The 19,589-nt window shown below is 64.5% G+C and carries 12 protein-coding genes; 4 read left to right on the top strand and 8 right to left on the bottom strand.

From position 1 onward, the window contains the following. The first annotated feature begins 98 nt into the window (after positions 1-98). From purL to CFE42_RS00695, 3 genes are all read left to right on the top strand, one after another. A complete protein-coding gene (gene purL, locus CFE42_RS00685) occupies positions 99-4,205 on the top strand; it encodes a phosphoribosylformylglycinamidine synthase (RefSeq protein ID WP_004626994.1) in 4,107 nt (1,368 codons plus the stop codon). A 293-nt stretch (positions 4,206-4,498) separates the two neighbouring features. After that, positions 4,499-8,320 (top strand): autotransporter domain-containing protein, encoded by a 3,822-nt coding sequence (locus CFE42_RS00690; RefSeq protein ID WP_004626993.1) that lies wholly within the window; start codon positions 4,499-4,501, stop codon positions 8,318-8,320. A 208-nt stretch (positions 8,321-8,528) separates the two neighbouring features. Continuing rightward, positions 8,529-9,422, top strand: a complete 894-nt coding sequence (locus tag CFE42_RS00695) for a transporter substrate-binding domain-containing protein (RefSeq protein WP_004626991.1) — start codon at positions 8,529-8,531, stop codon at positions 9,420-9,422. Positions 9,423-9,431: 9 nt separating this feature from the next. Here the strand turns inward: CFE42_RS00695 and CFE42_RS00700 are convergent, their stop codons facing one another. Beyond that, on the bottom strand, positions 9,432-10,358 hold the full coding sequence (locus tag CFE42_RS00700) for a LysR family transcriptional regulator (protein ID WP_004626990.1): 927 nt from the start codon (positions 10,356-10,358) through the stop codon (positions 9,432-9,434). 131 nt (positions 10,359-10,489) lie between these two features. Here CFE42_RS00700 and CFE42_RS00705 point away from each other — a divergent pair, with 131 nt between their 5' ends. Next, positions 10,490-11,254: an SDR family oxidoreductase gene (locus tag CFE42_RS00705; RefSeq protein WP_004626988.1), complete on the top strand. Its 765-nt coding sequence runs from the start codon at positions 10,490-10,492 to the stop codon at positions 11,252-11,254. Between the two features lie 198 nt (positions 11,255-11,452). Here CFE42_RS00705 and CFE42_RS00710 read toward each other — a convergent pair whose 3' ends face one another. The 7 genes from CFE42_RS00710 to CFE42_RS00740 form a co-directional block, all read right to left on the bottom strand. Beyond that, on the bottom strand, positions 11,453-12,289 hold the full coding sequence (locus CFE42_RS00710; protein ID WP_004626986.1) for an ABC transporter permease: 837 nt from the start codon (positions 12,287-12,289) through the stop codon (positions 11,453-11,455). Positions 12,290-12,305: 16 nt separating this feature from the next. After that, entirely contained in the window at positions 12,306-13,574 is a 1,269-nt protein-coding gene (locus CFE42_RS00715; RefSeq protein ID WP_004626984.1) for an ABC transporter permease, read from the bottom strand. A gap of 103 nt (positions 13,575-13,677) precedes the next feature. Beyond that, on the bottom strand, positions 13,678-14,718 hold the full coding sequence (locus CFE42_RS00720; RefSeq protein WP_004626981.1) for an ABC transporter substrate-binding protein: 1,041 nt from the start codon (positions 14,716-14,718) through the stop codon (positions 13,678-13,680). A gap of 71 nt (positions 14,719-14,789) precedes the next feature. After that, entirely contained in the window at positions 14,790-15,878 is a 1,089-nt protein-coding gene (locus CFE42_RS00725) for an ABC transporter ATP-binding protein (RefSeq protein WP_004626979.1), read from the bottom strand. A 161-nt stretch (positions 15,879-16,039) separates the two neighbouring features. Then, positions 16,040-17,587 (bottom strand): type VI secretion system tip protein TssI/VgrG, encoded by a 1,548-nt coding sequence (gene tssI / locus CFE42_RS00730; protein ID WP_004626976.1) that lies wholly within the window; start codon positions 17,585-17,587, stop codon positions 16,040-16,042. A 243-nt stretch (positions 17,588-17,830) separates the two neighbouring features. Further along, complete coding sequence (locus CFE42_RS00735) at positions 17,831-18,625, bottom strand: ABC transporter ATP-binding protein (RefSeq protein WP_004626975.1); 795 nt, start codon at positions 18,623-18,625, stop codon at positions 17,831-17,833. 1 nt (position 18,626) lies between these two features. Further along, entirely contained in the window at positions 18,627-19,535 is a 909-nt protein-coding gene (locus CFE42_RS00740) for an ABC transporter permease (RefSeq protein WP_004626972.1), read from the bottom strand. Between the last annotated feature and the right edge of the window lie 54 nt (positions 19,536-19,589).

Genomic DNA, 19,589 nt, shown 5'->3' on the forward strand with positions numbered 1-19,589 from the left:
ATTTGAGGGTCGGTAACAAGGACGGGGCAAGGTACAATGGCGGTTTCCCCGCGCACGCCGGGAACCTCCTCTTCCAGCTACTGCCTGCCTTGCCCACCATGGCGCATTTCTCGTGCTTTCCCGGCGCTCTCGCGCTGTCCGCCTTCCGTCAGCAACGCCTGCTTTCCACCCTCAAGCGCATCGATCCGGACATCGATGCCGTCAGTGCCCAATACCTGCATTTCGTGGCCGCCGACACGCCCCTGTCGGCCGATGAATCCGCCCGTGTGCAAGCGCTGCTGACCTACGGTTCGCCCGCGCCGGCCGATGTCGAGGGCGACCGTTTTGTGGTCATCCCGCGCTTCGGCACGATCTCGCCATGGGCCAGCAAGGCGACGGAAATCGCCCGCCACTGCGCACTGCTGCAAATCCATCGCATCGAGCGTGGCGTGGAATTCACCGTCACATGCAAGAAGGGCCTCATTCGCAGCCTGACCGGTGCTGCCAAGCACCTGGACGACGCCACCCGCGCCGCCGTCGCCGAGCATCTGCACGACCGCATGACCGAAACCGTCATCGACTCGCGCGAAGCCGGCTATGGCCTGTTCGACGTGCTGCCCGCCAAGGCACTGCGCTTTGTCGATATCGCCGGTGGCCAGGATGCTGGTCGTCGTGCCTTGGAAGCCGCCAACGTCGAGATGGGCCTCGCCCTGTCTGACGATGAAATCGACTACCTGGTCGACGCCTACCGCAAGCTCGAACGCAACCCGACCGACGTCGAGCTGATGATGTTTGCGCAGGCCAACAGCGAGCACTGCCGGCACAAGATCTTCAACGCAGACTGGACCATCGACGGCCAGACGCAAGACAAGTCGCTCTTCGCGATGATCCGCAACACGCACCAGTTGGCGCCGCAGGGCACGATCGTCGCGTATTCCGACAACGCCGCCGTGATGGAAGGCGGCATGGCCGAGCGCTGGTTTGCGCACGCTGGCACGGAAGGCGAGACAGGCGTGCCGCAATATGGCCGCCGCGAAGCCCTCACGCACACGCTGATGAAGGTGGAGACGCACAACCACCCGACGGCCATCTCGCCGTTCCCGGGTGCGTCGACCGGCGCCGGCGGTGAAATCCGAGACGAAGGCGCAACCGGCCGCGGCGCCAAGCCCAAGGCGGGCCTGACTGGCTTTACCGTGTCGAACCTGCTGCTGCCGGAAGCCGTGCAATCGTGGGAAAACGCGCGCGATACCGCCCAGCCGGTGGCGCACCGCAACCCGGATGAAGCTGTACCGGGCCCGGTCGGCAAGCCGGACCGCATCGCCTCGCCGCTGCAGATCATGATCGAAGGCCCGATCGGCGGCGCTGCGTTCAACAACGAATTTGGCCGGCCCAACCTCGGCGGCTACTTCCGCGTCTACGAGCAGAACGTCGGCGGCACTGTGCGCGGTTATCACAAACCGATCATGATCGCGGGCGGTATCGGCAATATCGACGCCGGTCATACGCACAAGCACGGCCTGCCGGCCGGTACGCTGCTGATCCAGCTGGGCGGCCCCGGCATGCGCATCGGCATGGGCGGCGGTGCTGCCAGCTCGATGGCTACCGGCACCAATACCGCCGACCTGGACTTCGATTCCGTCCAGCGCGGCAACCCCGAAATGCAGCGCCGCGCGCAGGAAGTCATCAACGCGTGCTGGGCGCTGGGCGAAGACAACCCGATCCTGTCGATCCACGACGTGGGCGCGGGCGGCATCTCCAACGCCTTCCCGGAAATCGTGGACGGCGCCGGAAAGGGCGCGCGCTTCGATCTGCGTCAGGTGCATCTGGAAGAGTCGGGCTTGAGCCCTGCAGAAATCTGGTGCAACGAATCGCAAGAGCGTTACACGCTCGCGATTGCCCCCGGCGATTTCCCGCGCTTCCAGGCCATGTGCGAGCGCGAGCGCGCCCCGTTCTCGGTGGTCGGCTTCGCCACGGATGAACAGCAACTGCAAGTGGTCGACAGCGACACCGCAGCCGACCTGCCCGAACACTTCCCGGTCAACATGCCGATGGACGTGCTGCTCGGCAAGCCGCCGCGCATGCACCGTGACGTGCGCCGCGTCGCGCAGGAACTGCCGGAAGTCGATGTCACCGGTCTGGACCTGGAAGTCGTCGCACGCGACGTGCTGCGTCACCCGACGGTGGCCAGCAAGTCGTTCCTCATCACCATTGGGGACCGCACCGTTGGCGGCTTGAACACGCGCGACCAGATGGTCGGCCCTTGGCAGGTGCCGGTGGCCGACGTGGCCGTCACCACGCTGGACTACAAGGGCTACGCCGGTGAAGCGATGACGATGGGCGAGCGCACGCCGCTGGCCGTCATCAACGCACCGGCTTCGGGCCGCATGGCTATCGGCGAGTCCATCACCAACATCGCCGCCGCCCCGATCGACTCCCTCACGCAACTGAAGCTGTCGGCCAACTGGATGGCCGCCTGCGGCGTGAATGGTGAAGACGCGCGCCTGTACGACACCGTCAAAGCGGTCGGCATGGAGCTGTGCCCGGCACTGGGCATCAGCATTCCGGTGGGCAAGGATTCGCTGTCGATGCGCACCAAGTGGGAAGACGAAGGCGCGGCGAATGAAGTGGTCGCGCCGGTCTCGCTCATCGTCTCGGCGTTTGCGCCCGTGACGGATGTGCGCAAGACGCTCACGCCGCAGCTCAAGCAGGTCGAATCGGCGAACGCGCCGGCCGACAGCACGCTGATCCTGATTGACCTGGGCCGCGGCAAGAACCGCATGGGCGGCAGCATCCTGGCGCAAGTCACGGAGCAGATCGGCAACAGCGTGCCGGACGTGGATGACGCCGAAGACCTCAAGCGCTTCTTCGCAGCCATCCAGCAACTGAATGCCAGCGGTTCGCTGCTGGCGTATCACGACCGCTCCGACGGCGGCCTGTGGGCGACCGTCTGCGAAATGGCTTTCGCCGGACACTGCGGCGTGTCGATCAACGTCGACATGCTCACGCTCGACGGTGCGCACGAATCCGACTACGGCGACGCCAAGAACTGGGCGCAGCAAGTCTCCGGCCGCCGCGCCGACCTGACGCTGCGCGCGCTGTTTGCCGAAGAACTCGGCGCCGTCATCCAGGTGCCGCTGGCCCAGCGCGACGCCGTCTTTGCGGTGCTGCGCGAGCACGGCCTGGCCGGTTGCAGCCACGTGATCGGCGCGCCCAACGCCAACGACCACATTGAAGTCTGGCGCGACGCCAAGAAGGTGTTCAGCGCGTCGCGTATCGAACTGCAACGCACCTGGACGGATGTCTCCTGGCGCATCGCCAGCCTGCGCGACAACCCCGAGTGCACGCAGAGCGAATACGACCGCATCCTCGACGCTGAAGACCCGGGCATCTCACCCAAGCTCACGTTCGACATTGCGGAAGACGTGGCCGCGCCGTTCATTGCCACGGGCGCCCGCCCGCGCATGGCGATCCTGCGCGAGCAGGGCGTGAACTCGCAGATCGAAATGGCTTACGCGATGGACAAGGCCGGCTTCGATACCTACGACGTGCACATGAGCGACCTGCTGGCCGGCCGCACGAACCTCGCCAGCTTCAAGGGCTTCGTCGCCTGCGGCGGTTTCAGCTACGGCGACGTGCTCGGCGCGGGCGAAGGCTGGGCGAAGACGATCCTCTTCAACAGCATGCTCGCCGAGCAGTTCGCGGCTTTCTTCAACCGCACCGATTCGATCGCGCTGGGCGTGTGCAACGGCTGCCAGATGATGGCGAACCTCGCCCCGATCATCCCGGGCGCCGGTGCATGGCCGAAGTTCACGCGCAACCAGTCGGAGCAGTACGAAGGGCGTCTGGTGACCGTGCAGGTCGAAGCATCGCCGTCGATCTTCTACGCGGGCATGGAAGGCAGCCGCATTCCCATCGTCGTTGCGCACGGCGAAGGCTATGCCGACTTCTCGCAGCAAGGCGACATCGACAAGGTGGCTGTTGGCCTGCGCTACGTCGACAACCGCGGCGAAGTCACGCAGACCTATCCGCTGAACCCGAACGGCTCGCCTAAGGGCATTGCCTCGGTGACGACGCACGACGGCCGCTTCACCGCACTGATGCCGCACCCGGAACGCGTGTTCCGCGCCGTGCAGATGAGCTGGCATCCGAAGGAGTGGGAAGCCGCCGGCGACGGCAGCAGCCCGTGGATGCGGATGTTCCGCAATGCGCGCAAGTGGATGGCGTAAGCAGTCCGCTCAGCAGCAAAATGAAGAACGCGCCGGGGCGACTCGGCGCGTTTTTTTTCGCCCTCCGTTGGGACGACGAGGCTGGACATCAACCCTTACCGATAGCCCGGGCAATATTTCCTAGGCAAATGTTATATTTCGCGCGCATGCGCCCCGGCCGATGAGCCGAAAATGCAGTCCCGCAGCCGGCGCGCCAGAGAACGACAAGAAAAAAAAACGGGTCACTCGCGCCACGGTCCAGCCTCTCAATGATCAGCGCCCGACCCATGGGACTACGCGACGAGGGGATCAACATGAACCGGGTCTATCGGCTGGTCTGGAGCCGCACCTTGCGTGCTCCGCAAGTGGTATCGGAACTGACAAAGGCATCGCGCGGGGGCGTTGACGCCAGCGGCGACACGACACATGCGCGTCGGCGCGCATCCATCATTTCGATTGGCGTATCACTCGGTCTGGCCGGCGCGGCACTCCCGAGCTGGGCCGCGACCTGCTCGTCGAGCACGATCACAGCCTGCAGCGCTGCTGGCGGCAATGGCATCCCGAACCGCAGCGGTAATGGCGGCAGCGGCAATGGCGGGGGCGGTGGTTCGTCGACGCTGGGCGGAGGCTCGGCCACCGTTCAGGTCCCGGGCGGGCCGACTTCCGGCGGGACGGGCGGCACCGGTGCCACGAACGACAGCGGGCAGGGCGGCCCGGGCGGCGCGCCCGCAGTCGTGCTCGCTGGCGATGCCGTGGTCAATGCAAACGCGCAGGGCGGGTCTGGCCAAGCGTTCGACGGATTCACTTTTGCAGGCGGCGCGGGCGGCGGCGGTGCGGGCGTGTATTCCACGGGCACCAGCGTCACAGTCAACGGCGGGATGACCGTGCAGGGGGGCGCGGGCGGAAATGGCGGTGCCGGCACATCGGGGCCGGCCTCCAACGGCGGTGGCGGCGGCGGTGGCGGTGCAGCGTTCGTCATAGTGACGCCAGCGGCCGACGTGAACAACCAAGGCACGCTGATCGGTGGCAACGGCGGCAACGGAGGTTCTGCCGGGAACCCGGGCGGCGGCGGTGGCGGCGGCGACGGGTTGCTGACCTTGGGCTCCGGTACCCAGGTGACCAACATTGGGTCGATCGTGGGCGGTGTAAGCGGTGCCAGTGGTGGCGGCGGCAGCACGGCCGGTGCCAGCGGCGCGGGCGTCAATCTGGCTGCCGGGTTCAACGTGCTTTCCAACGTTGGCACGATCACCGGCGGTGCGGGCAATGGCGGTGCCGCGGGCGTGGGTGTCATTACCAACGGTGACGTCATCGTCAATGGCGGCACCATTAGCGGCGGCCTGTACAGCGACGGTCTCACGCGGGCGGCTGCCATCCAGTTCAATGGGACGAACAACACGCTGCAACTGCTGACGGGGTCCAACATCATCGGCAACCTCGACGTGGCCGCGGGGGCGGCAGCAAAGATCACGGCGGGCAGTGCAGGCCTCTCGCTGTCCAACGACGTCACGCTGGGCGACGCCACGTCGCGTGTCACGCTCGATTCGACCACGACGAATCTCGTTGTTTCAGGCGTCATATCGGGCGCGGGCAGCGTGGGCGTCACCGGCAGTCGAACGATCACGCTGACGGGCGACAACACCTACACGGGCGCTACTACCATCACCACCGGCACGCTGCAGATCGGCAACGGTGCGACCACCGGCTCGGTGGCGGGCAATATCGTCAACAACGGCACGCTGGCTTTCAACCGCAGCGATGCAGTGACGTACGCAGGCACCATCAGCGGGTCGGGCAATGTGGTGCAAACGGGGGCTGGCACGTTGACCATCTCGGGCACGGCGGGCTATGCCGGCAGCACGACCATCAATGCGGGCACGCTCGCGTTGTCCGGCGCGGGCAGTATCGCCGCTTCGAGCGGTGTGGTGAACAACGGCACGTTCGATATTTCGGGGACGACCTCCGGCGCCACCATCAACGCATTGACCGGCACGGGCGCAGTTGCCCTGGGCAGCCGGACACTCACGCTGGCCAACGCAGCCGGCACGTTCAGCGGCGCGATTGGCGGTACGGGCGGCCTCACGGTCGCCAATGGCGCGCAAACGCTGTCGGGTGCGAACGGCTTTACCGGCGCGACGACGATCAACGCCGGCACACTGGCGTTGACCGGGGGCGGCAGCATTGCGGCCTCGAGCGGCGTGGTCAACAACGGCTCGTTCGATATTTCCGGGACGACCGCCGACGCCACCATCAACGCGTTGAGCGGCTCGGGCGCGGTCGCCCTGGGCAGCCGGACACTCACGCTGGCCAATGCAGGCGGCGCGTTTAGCGGCGCGATCGGCGGTACGGGTGGCCTCACGCTGAATGGCGGCACGCAAACACTGTCCGGCGTGAACACCTATAGCGGGGCAACGACCATCAACGCCGGCACGCTGGCGCTGTCGGGTGCCGGCCGCCTGGCTTCGGCTACGCGCGTCACGCTCACGGGGGCCAGTTCGTCACTCGATCTGTCTGCTGGCGGCAACCAGACGGTGGCGTATCTCTCCGGCGTAGCTGGTAGCCGCGTGGTGCTGAACGGCAGCGCGCTTACGCTGGCCGACGATTCCTCCCAAACCTTCAGCGGCAGCCTGAGCGGCAACGGCGCGTTGATCAAGCAGGGCACGGGCACGCTCACGCTCAACGGTGTCAGCAGCGGCTTCTCGGGGTCGACCACGGTAGCGGGCGGCACCCTGGCCGTTGGCGATGCAGCGAACGCCGGTGCTGTGCTTGGCGGCAATGTCCTGGTGAACGCGCTGGGCACCCTGCGCGGCCATGGCACGGTTTCCGGCGATGTGAGCAGCAGCGGGGTGGTCGCGCCGGGCGGCTCCATCGGAACGCTTTCCGTGGGCGGCAATTACACGCAAGGCTCGACGGGGATGCTCGCCATCGAAGTCAGCCCCACGGACGCAGCGCAACTGCGCGTGGGCGGTGCGGCAGCGCTCGGCGGCTCGCTGGCCATCGTGTTCGATCCAGGCACCTATACCGCCCGCCGCTATACCGTGCTGAGCGCAGCCAGTGGCGTGACGGGGCGCTTCGCAAACGTCAACACAGCAACGGCCGGAGCCAACCTCGGCACGTTACAGACATCGGTGGACTACGGAAGGAATGCGGTCGACGTGCTGCTTGCTGAAGCAACAGCGCCCGGCAACCCAGGCAGTCCGACCGTCGTGGCGCCGACAAAGACCACCATCTACACGGCGCAGGGCACGACAGCGCTGCTGCAGGCACAGGGCGCCAACGCGGCGCTGCTCGGTCGGGTGTCTGGGCCGCAGGATGCCCTGGCTGGTTCCAAAGATGTGTGGGTCACGGCCAGCGGCTCCAGCACGAAGGTGGGTGGGTCGGGCAATGCGCCGGGCTTCCTCACGCATGCCTATGGGTTCCTCGCGGGCGCGGAGGGCCGCGTGGGTGCCGCCACCGTTGGCGTAGCGGGCGGCTACACGCACACCACGCTCGGCGAAGACACCACCGGCGCATCGGGCACCATCGACACGTTGCGCGTGGCGCTTTACGGCGCGCAGCCGATGGGCGCCGTCGATCTATCGGCTACCGTGGGCTATGGGCTCGATTTCCTCTCGCAGAAGCGGCCGTTTGGCAGTGTGGGTACCGCTGAGGGCGACCATCTGGCGCACGAATTCACCGCCGCCACGCAGGCCAGCTTGCCCCTGGAGATGGGCGGCATCCGGCTCGCGCCACACGTCGGCATGCGTTATGCCTATGTGCGCGGCAGCGGCTTCGGCGAGAACGGCGCAAACGGCCAGAACCTGCAAGCCGGTCCGGACAGCGCGCGCAGTCTCCAGCCGTATGTGGGCGTCACGCTCGACAAGGCCTTCGGTGATGTGCGCCCGCTCAACGTGCAGCTTCGCGTGGGCTATGCGCACGAGCTGATGAACGCGGGGCGCGTCGTCCAGGTCCAGAGCCAGGACGCCACCGCGTTCACCGCCCCGGGCACCGATCTGCCGCGTTCGTTCCTGACGACCGGTGCCAGCGTCACGCTTCAGGCAACCAAGGCAACCACGGTGTCGTTGGGCGTGGATGCGACCCTCAACACGAGCCACGTGTCTACGCAGTCCGCGTATGTGCGGGTCAATCACAGGTTCTGACGGAATAGGGCGTGCCAATGCGCACGCTGGACAGAACGATGAACAACGCGCCGGGGCAACTCGGCGCTTTTTTTTCATGCTGAGCCACACGGGTCCGGCATGTTGACCTGCATCAATGGCAAGAACGGGGTTGCGCCTAGATTCCGTAGGGAGGGCGCTGTAGCTGCCAAAAGCCTACAGAGTGCGGGACGCATCCATGGAGACGCAAATGAACACGAGACACACACTCGCTTCCACGCTTGTCGTGGCGGGTCTAACGGTGGCGGCGCAGGGCATCCACGCCCAGACGCTGGAAAAGGTCGCTGCGGCAGGCAAGATCACGGTTGGTTACCGTGAAGCGGCGGTTCCGTTCAGCTACTTGCTGGCCCCGAACAAGGCGGTCGGATTTTCCGTCGACCTGACGCAAGCCATCGTCGACGATGTGCGCGCCCGGCTGAAGAAGCCGTCTCTGCAGGTCGAAGCGATTCCGGTGACCGGCACGAATCGGATCCCGCTGCTGGTGAACGGCACCTACGACCTCGAATGCGGATCGACCACCAACACCAGCGCGCGCGGCAAGGACGTGGCCTTCTCGATCAATTTCTTCTACGCGGGAACGCGCCTCTTGACCAAGCGCGATTCGGGCATCAAAAACTACCCGGACCTGGCCGGCAAGACCGTCGCGAGCACGGCAGGCAGCACGAACGAAAAGGTGCTCAAGAAGTTTGCCGTAGAACACAACATCGACGTCCAGATCATTTCCGGCAAGGACTACGCAGACGCGTTGAAGCTCGTCGAAACCGGCCGAGCGACGGCATTGGCGCTCGATGACGTGCTGCTGTACGGCCTGCGTGCCAATTCTGCAAATCCCGCTGCGCTGGAAGTCGTGGCGGAAACCCTGCAGGTCGAGCCGTACGCCTGCATGGTTCGCAAGGACGACCCCGCCTTCAAGCGGCTCGTGGATGCGACCATCACACGGCTCATGAAATCCGGCGAATTCACCGCGCTGTACAAGAAATGGTTCGAGTCGCCCATCCCGCCGGCCGGTGCAAACCTCGACATGCCGATGAGCGATGCACTGCGCGCCAACCTGAAAAAGCGTAGCGATAAGCCGGCGCAGTGACCTCGCTCACTATCGCCCGCTCGATGCCGTCTCCAGGTGCGTCGCCAACAGGTTTGCCATCCAGTTCATGAATACTTGCTCCCGAACCGGCAGATTCCGCCGGTTCGGGTACACCAGCGACACCGGCATCGGCGGGGGCCGGAAGTCGGGCATGACGTCGATGAGCGTGCCGTCCGCAATCGCCGACGACAGCCCCGCGTACACCGGCGCCTGGATCATCCCCAGCCCCGCGCGGCACGCAGCGTCGTAGCTCTCGGCTGAGCTGACGGTCACCGCGCCTTTCATCGGCCGGAATGCGGAGCGGCCGTCCACCGTGTATTCCCATCCAGGCGATTTCGTCCCCAGCGTCTGCACGTAGTGGACGATGCGATGGCGGTCGAGGTCGTCGAGCGTTCTCGGCATGCCATAGCGCGCGATGTAGGCGGGGCTCGCGCAGTTGACCTGATGCAGTTGACCGAGCGGGCGGGCGATCAGGCTGCTGTCGGTCAGCACGCCGATGCGCAATACGCAGTCGAAGCCTTCGCGTACAGGGTCAACGCGGCGGTCGGTGCTGGAGAGTTCGATTTCCAGCTCGGGATGCGCATCGAGCAGCGCGGGCAGGGCGGGGATGACGATGCGGCGCGCAACGCCCACCGGCATGTCGACACGCAGGCGGCCGCGCAGGGCTTGCGGGCTCTGGCGGAACATCGTTTGCAGCTCGTCCATGTCGGCCAGCAGATCCTGGCAGCGCTCATAGAACGTCTGGCCGTCCTGCGTAAGCTGCACCTTGCGGGTGGTCCGGTGCAGCAGGCGCGTGCCGAGCATCGTTTCCAGCTGCTGCACCGCCACCGAGGCGGCCGGTTTGGGAATGCTCAGCGCTTCTGCCGCACGCGTGAAGCTGGCAAGTTCGGCCACGCGCACAAAAATCTGCATGGCTTCTAGTCGGTTGGTAGACATGGCGGGTGGGTTGATTGTTATCTGTGAGCAAACACAGCGATAGGATAAGCGAGATTTATTCTTTATTTATCGCTCAATACCATGCTCTCACGGTGTTCAACACCCATCCCAAACCCAACCGGAGAGCAACCATGACGCAGACCCATACCCCCATCGCGATCATTACCGGCGGCAGCCGCGGCCTTGGCAAGAACATGGTGCAGAAGCTGGCCCAGCGCGGCACCGACGTGATCTTCACCTACCGCACTAACCGCGCTGAAGCCGATGCCCTCGTCGCCGAACTGGCAGCCCAGGGTCGCCGTGCCGCTGCCTTGCAGCTTGACACCGGCAAGATCGCCACGTTCCCCGCCTTTGCCGAGGCCGTGCACGGCGTGCTGACGCAGTGGAAGGCCGAGCGCTTCGATTACCTCGTCAACAACGCCGGCGTGGGCGTGCACGCCACGGTGGCCGAAACCACTGAAGCCCAGTTCGACGAACTGATGAATGTGCATTTCAAAGGCGTGTTCTTCCTCACGCAGATCCTGCTGCCGCTCATGGCTGACGGCGGGCGCATCGTCAATATCTCGTCGGGGCTGGCGCGTTTTGCGCTGCCGGGCTACGGCGCGTATGCGGCAATGAAGGGCGCGGTGGAGGTGCTGACGCGGTATCTGGCGAAGGAACTCGGCCCGCGCGGCATTGCCGTGAACGTGGTGGCGCCGGGCGCCATCGAGACGGACTTTGGTGGCGGTGCGGTGCGCGACAACGCCAGCCTCAATGCCATGGTGGCGGCCAATACGGCGCTGGGACGCGCTGGTGTGCCGGACGATATTGGCGGCGTGGTGGCCTCGCTGCTGTCGCCGGACAACCGGTGGATCAATGCGCAGCGTATTGAAGCTTCGGGCGGGATGTTCCTCTAAGCACGCCCGTCCCGGGGCATGGCGTTCAGAACGCCAACTGCCGAGCTCTGAGCGCCGTGCGAAGAGCTTCGCGTGTTGAGTTCCGAGGTGTGGGAACTTGGGGCTTGATGCTTGGGACAGCAGCGCATTCCCTGTTTCACCCCCTGCCGGGGCTGAAACAGGGAATGAACCACAGAAAACAACCAAAACCCAAACCGCTTACGCCACCGCCTTAGCCGCAGCCCGCCCCCGCAGCCACTCAAACGTCAGCAGCAGGCAAGTCGAAAACACGATCAAGATCGTCGCCAGCGCCGCAATCGTCGGCGAGATGTTCTCGCGAATGCCTGTGAACATCTGGCGTGGCAGCGTCACCTGATCGGCACCCGCCAGGAAGAGCGTCACCACCACCTCATCAAATGAGGTGGCAAACGCAAACAGCGCGCCGGAAATCACGCCCGGTGCGATCACGGGCAGGGTGATGCGGAAGAACGTCACGACCGGGTTGGCACCCAGCGAAAGGCTTGCCCGCACGAGGTTGTGATTGAAGCCCTGCAGCGTCGCCAGCACGGTCGTCACCACAAACGGCACGCCCAGCGCCGCATGCGCGAGGATCAGCCCGATATACGTATTCGCCAGGCCCAGCGGGGCAAAGAACAGATACATGCCAACGCCCACGACCACCACCGGCACGATCATCGGCGACACCAGCACCGCCATCAGCAGGCCCTTGCCACGGAAGTCGGCCTTGTTCAGCCCGATGGCGGCCAGCGTGCCCAGTACCGTTGCCACGATCGTGGCGGCAGGCGCGACGATGAAGCTGTTCTCGGCGGCCATGCGCCATTCGTCCGACGTGACGAGGTTCTGGTACCAGCGCAGCGAATAGCTCGGAATCGGGTACGAGAGGAACGTGCTCGACGAGAACGACAGCGGCACGATCACCAGTACCGGCAGCACGAGGTACAGCAGCGTCAGCACGGCCAGGCCGCGCAGCGCGAAGTACCAGATGCGTTCAATGAGCGAGGTGTGCGGGGCAAACATCGGTTTGGTGAGTTTCATGGTCGATGGGCTCCGTTCAACCAACGCGGACCTTGGGCCGCGTGAAGCGTCCATACACGGCATACAGCACCAGCGTCGCCAGCAACAGCAGCGCACCCAGCGCGCACGCCATGCCCCAGTTGATCGTGACGTTGGTGAAGTAGGCCACGTAGTAGCTGACCATCTGGTCGTTCGGTCCGCCGAGCAGTGCGGGGGTGATGTAGTAGCCCAGCGCGAGAATGAACACCAGCAGCGCGCCGGCGCCGATGCCCGGATACGTCTGCGGCACATACACGCGCCAGAACGCGGCAAACGGATGGCTGCCCAGCGACACTGCCGCGCGCTGGTACGTAGGCGGGATCGACTTCATCACGCTGTACAGCGGCAGGATCATGAACGGCAGCAGGATGTGCGTCATCGAGATGTACACGCCCACGCGGTTGAACAGCAGCGCCAGCGGCTCCTTGATGATGCCGAGGTCCATCAGGCCGTGGTTGATCAGGCCCTCGGTCTGCAGCAGCACGATCCACGCCGCCACGCGCACGAGGATGGACGTCCAGAACGGGATCAGCACCATCACCATGACGAGATTGGCGCGGCGCTCCGGCAGCGAGGCAATCCAGTACGAGAGCGGATAACCCAGCAGCAGCGCGAACAACGTCACCATCGCGCTGATGACGAAGGTGCGGATGAACACCGTCACGTAGATCTGCTCGTCGGGGTCGGTCGCTTCGATCTGGCCGAAGGCATCCTGCCGGTGGTCCAGCGCGGCCAGCAGATAGAACGGCGACGTGCGGCTGCTGTTCTTGGCGATGGCCTGCCAGTAGGTGACATCGCCCCAGCGCTCGTCGACTTCGAGGAGCTTGGCGCGGATCTGGCCGGGTGTCAGCGTCAATGCCTTGCCCTGATCATCGGCCAGCGGCATGGCGCGCGCGGTCTTTGCAACCAGCGAGCGGAAGCCCGGGATTTCGGTGTTGAGGCGGCGGGCCAGTGCGCCCATCGCTTCGCCTTCGCTCACGATGGTGAGGTCTGCGGCGAGGGCGGCGTAGGCGGCGTCGGCCGGCGGGCTCTTGCGGTCCCAGTTTTTCAGGGCGATGACTGTCTTGGGCAGCGCGTCGGCCACCTCGGGGTTTTGCACGGCGCGCGTGAGCAGGGCGCCGATCGGCACGACAAAGATCAGCAGCAGGAAGATGGCGAGCGGCGCCACCAGCGCCAGCGCCATCGCACGCCTGCGCGCCTCAGCGCTCTTCAATTCGCGTTTGAGTTTGGCCGTCGATTCCGGAACCGATTCAGCCGCGATCGTCATGGTGTTCAATGCTGCCTCGCCATCGCTACGGGAATTCGTCCGGCGGATGCCTTGCCAAACCTGCAAGGCATCCGCGCGGTCACTGCGTTACACCGCTATGCGGTTACTTCGACGCCCACGAGGCGAAGCGCTGTTCCAGCTCGTCGCCGTGGTCGGTCCAGAACTGCAGGTTCTGCAGCACGGCGTTCTTGGCGTTCTCCGGGGAGTTCGGCATGTTGGCCTGCGTCTTGGCGTCGAGCGCCTTGATCGCCGCCACGTTGGCCGGGCCGTACGCGATGTGCTTGGCGTATTCCTGCTGCGGCTTCTGCGACAGCGTGTAGGCGATGTACTGCTCGGCCAGCGCCTTGTTGGGCGTGCCCTTGGGGATGGCCCAGTAGTCCAGGTCGTAGATGCTGCCGTTCCAGACCACCTTCAGGTTCTTGCCTTCGCGCTGCGCGGCGTCGATGCGGCCGTTGAACGCGGTGGACATCACCACGTCACCCGCCACCAGGAACTGCGGCGGCTGTGCGCCGGCTTCCCACCACTGGATGTTCGGCTTGAGCTGATCGAGCTTCTTGAACGCGCGGTTCTGGCCGTCCTTGGTGGCGAGCACCTTGTAGACGTCCTTGACCGGCACGCCGTCGGCCATCAACGCGAATTCCAGGTTGCCGCGCGCACCCTTGCGCATGCCGCGCTTGCCCGGGAATTTCTTCACGTCCCAGAAATCGGCCCAGCCGGTCGGGGCAGTCTTGAGCTTGTCGGCGTTGTACGCCATCGCGGTCGACCACACGAAGAAGCCCACGCCGCAGGTGCTCGGCGACTCGGGGATCAGATCGCTCTTCTTGGCGATCTTGCTCCAGTCGAGCTTCTCGAACAGGCCTTCGTCACACCCGCGGCCGATGTCGCCCGATTCGACTTCCACTACGTCCCAGTTGACGTGCTTGGCTTCCACCATGGCCTTGATCTTGGCCTGCTCGCCGTTGTACTCGACCACGGTGACCTTGTTACCGGTCTGCGCCTCGAACGGCTTGTTGAAGGCGGCCTTCTGTGCGTCACCATTGGCGCCGCCGAAGTTCACAACGGTGATTTCCGCAGCGTGCGCGCCGAATGCAATGGCGAATGCGCCGGCAAGCACGGACAGACGCGTCTTTGTGATCTGTTTCATTCCTGGCTCCTCTTATTGGCGTGTGGGTACAACGTGTGGTCGAGGCATGCCGGCAGGGCTGCCCGCGTGCGTCATGCAAAAACGCGCAGATGTTCAGGTGCGAACTCAAGCTGGATCGGCGCGCCGGGCGCGAAGCCTTCAAGCGCACGCGTGCCCAGCGGCACCTTCACGAAACATTCAGGCTGATCGGGCAGGGCGCAGCGCATGCGCACGTGGTCGCCAAAGTAGACGAGGCCGCGCGTCTGGCCCACCAGCGCATTGCCGGCGGCGGAGGCGCCTTCGGCCAGGCGCATGCGCTCCGGGCGGATACAGCCGGTGGCGGCGGCCCCCACATTGGCGCCGGCGATATTGCGGCCCATGATGCGGGCGCCGTTGTTCAGTTGCAGTTCGCAGTAGTCGCCGTCGACACGGGTGACGGTGCCGCGCAGCGTGTTGCTGTCGCCGATGAAGTTGGCGACGAACTCGTTGCAGGGGCGTTCGTAGAGGCTGTCCACCGTGTCGAGCTGCTGCACGATGCCCTTGTCGAACACGGCCACGCGGTCGGACATGGTGAGCGCCTCGCCCTGGTCGTGCGTCACGTAGACGAAGGTCACGCCGAGCTTTTCGTGCAGCGACTTCAGCTCGTACTGCATGTGTTCGCGCAGTTGCTTGTCGAGCGCGCCGAGCGGCTCGTCCATCAGCACGAGCTTGGGCTCGAACACCAGCGCGCGGGCCAGGGCAATGCGCTGCTGCTGGCCGCCGGAGAGCTGGGCGGGGTAGCGCTTGGCAAAGCCTTCCATGCGGACCATCTGCAGGGCCTTGTGCACGCGGTCTGCACGCTCGCTGGCGGGGATCTTGCGCACCGTCAGCGGGTATTCCACGTTCTGCGCCACCGTCAGGTGCGGGAACAGCGCGTAGTTCTGGAACACCATGCCGATGTTGCGCTTGTGCGGCGGCACGTTGTTGAGCAGCGCACCTTCGAGGCGGATTTCGCCGCCGGTCGGGAATTCGAACCCGGCCAGCATCATCAGGCACGTGGTCTTGCCCGAGCCGGAGGGGCCGAGCAGGGTGAGGAACTCGCCCTGGTAGATGTCCAGGTCCAGGTGCTTGACCACGAGGGTCTCGCCGTCATACGTCTTGCGTACACCGCGAAAGCTGACGATCACGTCGTCGGTCTTCATTGCTGCTTCCTCCGTACCATGTCGGTCATCCAGCCTGAGCCCTGTCGGCTGCAGACTGCATTCGCTGGCTTGCGCTCATGCAGCCCGTTGTGCTGTTTCCCGATCCATCTGCCTCGGTCCACATGCTGTGTTGTGACGAATTGTTGATGGACTATAGCGGCTCATTGTTCTGCCAAGTGGACCCAATCCCGGTTATTTGATGGAGCCATTTTTGGCAGCCGCGCAGGCACGTCCCACGGGCGCGCGGGCCCGTGGCACCACAATAGGGAAAACCCCGGATGCCTTGCCCGAGCAAGCTCGGCGGTCGATCGTGTGGTGGTGCCGATGTGTCTGAGTTTAGGTCGTATGCCCGCCCACGCATTGGCAACGCGTACCCAGCATGAGCTGTGCTCGTCGTTGTTGCCGTACAGGTCGTACGGCATCTGCACCTTGATGCGCCCGTACTGATCGGTATGTATCGGGTGTCCTGCCGGGCCGACGACACGCGCTTGGATCGGGCCAGACATACGTGGCTTGTGCTGCGTGCGTGCGGGCCGGAATATTTCGTTGGTTGGCTGTACCTCGAATTCCACTTCGCAACGCCATTGCTGGCCGGTTCCCGTGGTTTCGCCGATGTCTTCAATGCGAAGCTTGGTGCCGAAGATGAGGTATTCACGGTTGGCTTCCTGTTCAAGAAAACCAACGAGGTGGAAGGTGCAGCCCGGCACCATTGCGCGCAAGTTACCCTTGCCTTTGCCGCGCAATCCATGCTGCCGGATTTCCTCCATCCGAATGCGAGCGATGAATCGGCCTTCGTCCCATGGGTCGCTGCCGGTTGCCGGCTGGCTGTGGTCGCCGGGGTATTCGTAGAGACTGTGCGTTGAGTGCGCAGTCTCGCGCGGGTCGCGGTCCCGAATGCTCAGGTCGGCACGAGGCTTGCCAAAGTCGTAGTCCGATGTACGCCACTCGCCCGAGACAAGCTGGTCAATGAGTTCGAATTCATGGGCATGTTCTTCGTCGATGCGGTTGGGTGTGGCCTGCCAGCGGATCGTGTGATATGCGGCGCTTGAGCAGGGCCCGAATGCGCTATTGCTATCGGTTAGCACAAGGCGTTGCCGCCCGCCGGAATGGGCCATGAACCAGGAAATTCCCCACTCTTGAGTGAGGCGCTGGAAGTAGGCGAAGTCCGTCTCGCCATACTGTTGCTGAAAGACCCTTTTCGGGTACCTCCGCACATCCAGGCGTTTTTCTACCGGGTAGATGTAATTTCCCAGCAACGCATCCAGAATCTGAACAACGTTCATTTCCTGGTAGATCTTGTAGTCTGAGCGCAGCGTTGCAAGCCATAACCAGGGCCGCAGTGTGAGGCGATAGGCGATATGTCGGCCTACCAGATAGGGGCCGCGCACCCGTGTGACGATCCCGGTGATCTCGCGTGTGCCTGCACCCGTGCCGCTTTGCAACCCGATGCCCGAGCCATCCAGTTCAATCCGGATCGTGACTTCGGTGCCCTCCAGGGTCTTTTTGTCAAGGTCGGCTGCGGGGCCATAGATTGCGTTACGTTCATCTGGCGTGCGCAGTTCCAGATCGTATTCGAACAGTTCGTTGAGGTTGTCCGTGCCGGATAGACTTGAAAACACCAAGGTGGGTTGCCCAAGAAGCATGGGCAATGCCGCGCCTGAAACGGAAATGGTCCGGCCAGAAAGCGGCAAATGATCTAGGCCGTCCATGAAGGGGCTCCTTTGGCAAGTAATCGACAAAATGAAATACGTGCAAACCTGCCAAAGGCTGCCAAAAGCGATGCTGCAAATACATGAGACGGTTCTGAAAGCCGTTTCTAATTTTCAAAATCAGAATTCAGAACAAGTGATAGTAAATCGAACGTCGAATGCGACATTGATGCGCTTGCCCCAAAAGAAAACGGGCACCCGAAGGTGCCCGTTTCTCTAGCGCGTTGAAAAGCAGCGGTTGGTTCAGCCCAGCAACAGCGCGTCGTCGTCCACCTTGGCACCGCGCGTTTCCTCGAATTTCTGCAGCAGGTGCGGCACGTCCAGGCCACGGCGTTCCTCGCCCTGCACGTCGAGGATCACGTTGCCCTGGTGCAGCATCACCGTGCGGTCGCCGTAGTCGAGCGCCTGGCGCATGGAGTGCGTCACCATCATCGTCGTCAGCTTGCTCTCCGAGACGATCTTGGCGGTCAGCTCCAGCACGAAGGCGGCCGTTTTCGGGTCGAGCGCGGCGGTGTGCTCATCCAGCAGCAGGATGCGCGACGGCTGCAGCGAGGCCATCAGCAGGCTCACGGCCTGGCGCTGCCCGCCGGAGAGCAGGCCGATGCGATCGGTCAGGCGGTTTTCCAGGCCTAGGTCGAGCCGGCGCAGTTGCTCGCGGAAGATCTCGCGCCACTTGCGGTTGGTCGCGAACTTGAAACCGCGACGCTGCCCGCGGCACATGGCCAGCGACATGTTCTCTTCGATGGTCAGGTTTTCGCAGGTGCCGGCCATCGGGTCCTGGAACACGCGGGCGACCTTGTCGGCGCGTTGCCACGCGGTCTTGCGCGTGACGTCTTCACCGTCGATGGTGATGCGGCCCGAGTCGACCAGCTGGTCGCCGCTGATGGAGTTCAGGAACGTCGATTTGCCGGCCCCGTTCGAGCCGATCACGGACACGAACTGGCCCGACGGGATCTCCAGCGACAGGCCGCGCAGCGCGCGCGTCTCAATCGGCGTGCCCGGGTTGAAGGTGAGGGTGAGTCCTTGTGCGCTCAGCATGTCAGTTCCCCTTGGTACCGTTCTTGGCGAGCTTGCCGAACACCTTGCGGCGCACACCGGGAAGCACGAGCGCGATCACCACCAGCGCGGCGGTCACCATGTTCAGATCCTGCGCCTGCAGGCCGATGAAATCGCTGTTGAGCGCCAGGGCGATGAAGAAGCGATACAGGATCGCGCCCACCACCACGGCCAGCGTGGTCAGCACCAGGCGGCGTGCCGGCAGCACGGTCTCGCCGATGATGACGGCAGCCAGGCCGATGACGATGGTGCCGATACCCATCGACACGTCGGCGCCGCCCTGCGTTTGCGCGTAGAGCGCACCAGCAAGCGCCACCAGTGCGTTGGACAGCGCCATGCCGGCCAACGTGGCCGCGCCGGTGGCGACGCCCTGCGCGCGTGCCATGCGCGGGTTGGCACCGGTCGCGCGCAGCGACAGGCCGATCTGCGTCGAGAAGAACCAGTCCACCAGCAGCTTGACGACGACCACGACAACACCCAGCAGTACGGGTCGGAACACGTAGTCGGGCATCCACTCCGGCTGCAGCAGCGAGAAGATCGTCGGCTCCGAGATGAGCGGCACGTTCGGCTTACCCATGATGCGCAGGTTGACCGAGTACAGCGCGATCATCATCAGGATGCTGGCGAGCAGGTCCATGATTTTCAGGCGCACGTTGAGCCAGCCCGTAATGAAGCCGGCAACTGCGCCGGCCAGCGTGCCACCCAGCGTCGACATGAACGGATCGTGTCCGCCAGCGATGAGCGTGGCCGCCACAGCGCCGCCCATCGGGAAGCTGCCGTCGACAGTGAGGTCAGGGAAGTTGAGGATGCGGAAGGAGATCAGCACCCCGAGCGCCACGAGGCTGAAGATCAGACCGATCTCCAGGGCGCCGAGCAATGAAAACAGTGACATGACAGAGTAGGGCACGGTGATTGGGCACCGGCCTGTGTGCAATGAACGGGGACG

It is taken from the genome of Ralstonia sp. PBBBR1, assembly GCF_002256165.1.
Taxonomy (GTDB): Bacteria; Pseudomonadota; Gammaproteobacteria; order Burkholderiales; family Burkholderiaceae; genus Ralstonia; species Ralstonia thomasii.

What these genes read in the sequence shown, in the direction of transcription:
- CFE42_RS00695 (WP_004626991.1), top strand. Translation starts at nt 8,529, where the DNA reads ATGAACACGAGACACACACTCGCTTCCACGCTTGTCGTGGCGGGTCTA.
- CFE42_RS00700 (WP_004626990.1), bottom strand. Translation starts at nt 10,358, where the DNA reads ATGTCTACCAACCGACTAGAAGCCATGCAGATTTTTGTGCGCGTGGCC.
- tssI (WP_004626976.1), bottom strand. Translation starts at nt 17,587, where the DNA reads ATGGACGGCCTAGATCATTTGCCGCTTTCTGGCCGGACCATTTCCGTT.
- purL (WP_004626994.1), top strand. Translation starts at nt 99, where the DNA reads ATGGCGCATTTCTCGTGCTTTCCCGGCGCTCTCGCGCTGTCCGCCTTC.
- CFE42_RS00740 (WP_004626972.1), bottom strand. Translation starts at nt 19,535, where the DNA reads ATGTCACTGTTTTCATTGCTCGGCGCCCTGGAGATCGGTCTGATCTTC.
- CFE42_RS00725 (WP_004626979.1), bottom strand. Translation starts at nt 15,878, where the DNA reads ATGAAGACCGACGACGTGATCGTCAGCTTTCGCGGTGTACGCAAGACG.
- CFE42_RS00705 (WP_004626988.1), top strand. Translation starts at nt 10,490, where the DNA reads ATGACGCAGACCCATACCCCCATCGCGATCATTACCGGCGGCAGCCGC.
- CFE42_RS00710 (WP_004626986.1), bottom strand. Translation starts at nt 12,289, where the DNA reads ATGAAACTCACCAAACCGATGTTTGCCCCGCACACCTCGCTCATTGAA.
- CFE42_RS00720 (WP_004626981.1), bottom strand. Translation starts at nt 14,718, where the DNA reads ATGAAACAGATCACAAAGACGCGTCTGTCCGTGCTTGCCGGCGCATTC.
- CFE42_RS00735 (WP_004626975.1), bottom strand. Translation starts at nt 18,625, where the DNA reads ATGCTGAGCGCACAAGGACTCACCCTCACCTTCAACCCGGGCACGCCG.
- CFE42_RS00715 (WP_004626984.1), bottom strand. Translation starts at nt 13,574, where the DNA reads ATGACGATCGCGGCTGAATCGGTTCCGGAATCGACGGCCAAACTCAAA.
- CFE42_RS00690 (WP_004626993.1), top strand. Translation starts at nt 4,499, where the DNA reads ATGAACCGGGTCTATCGGCTGGTCTGGAGCCGCACCTTGCGTGCTCCG.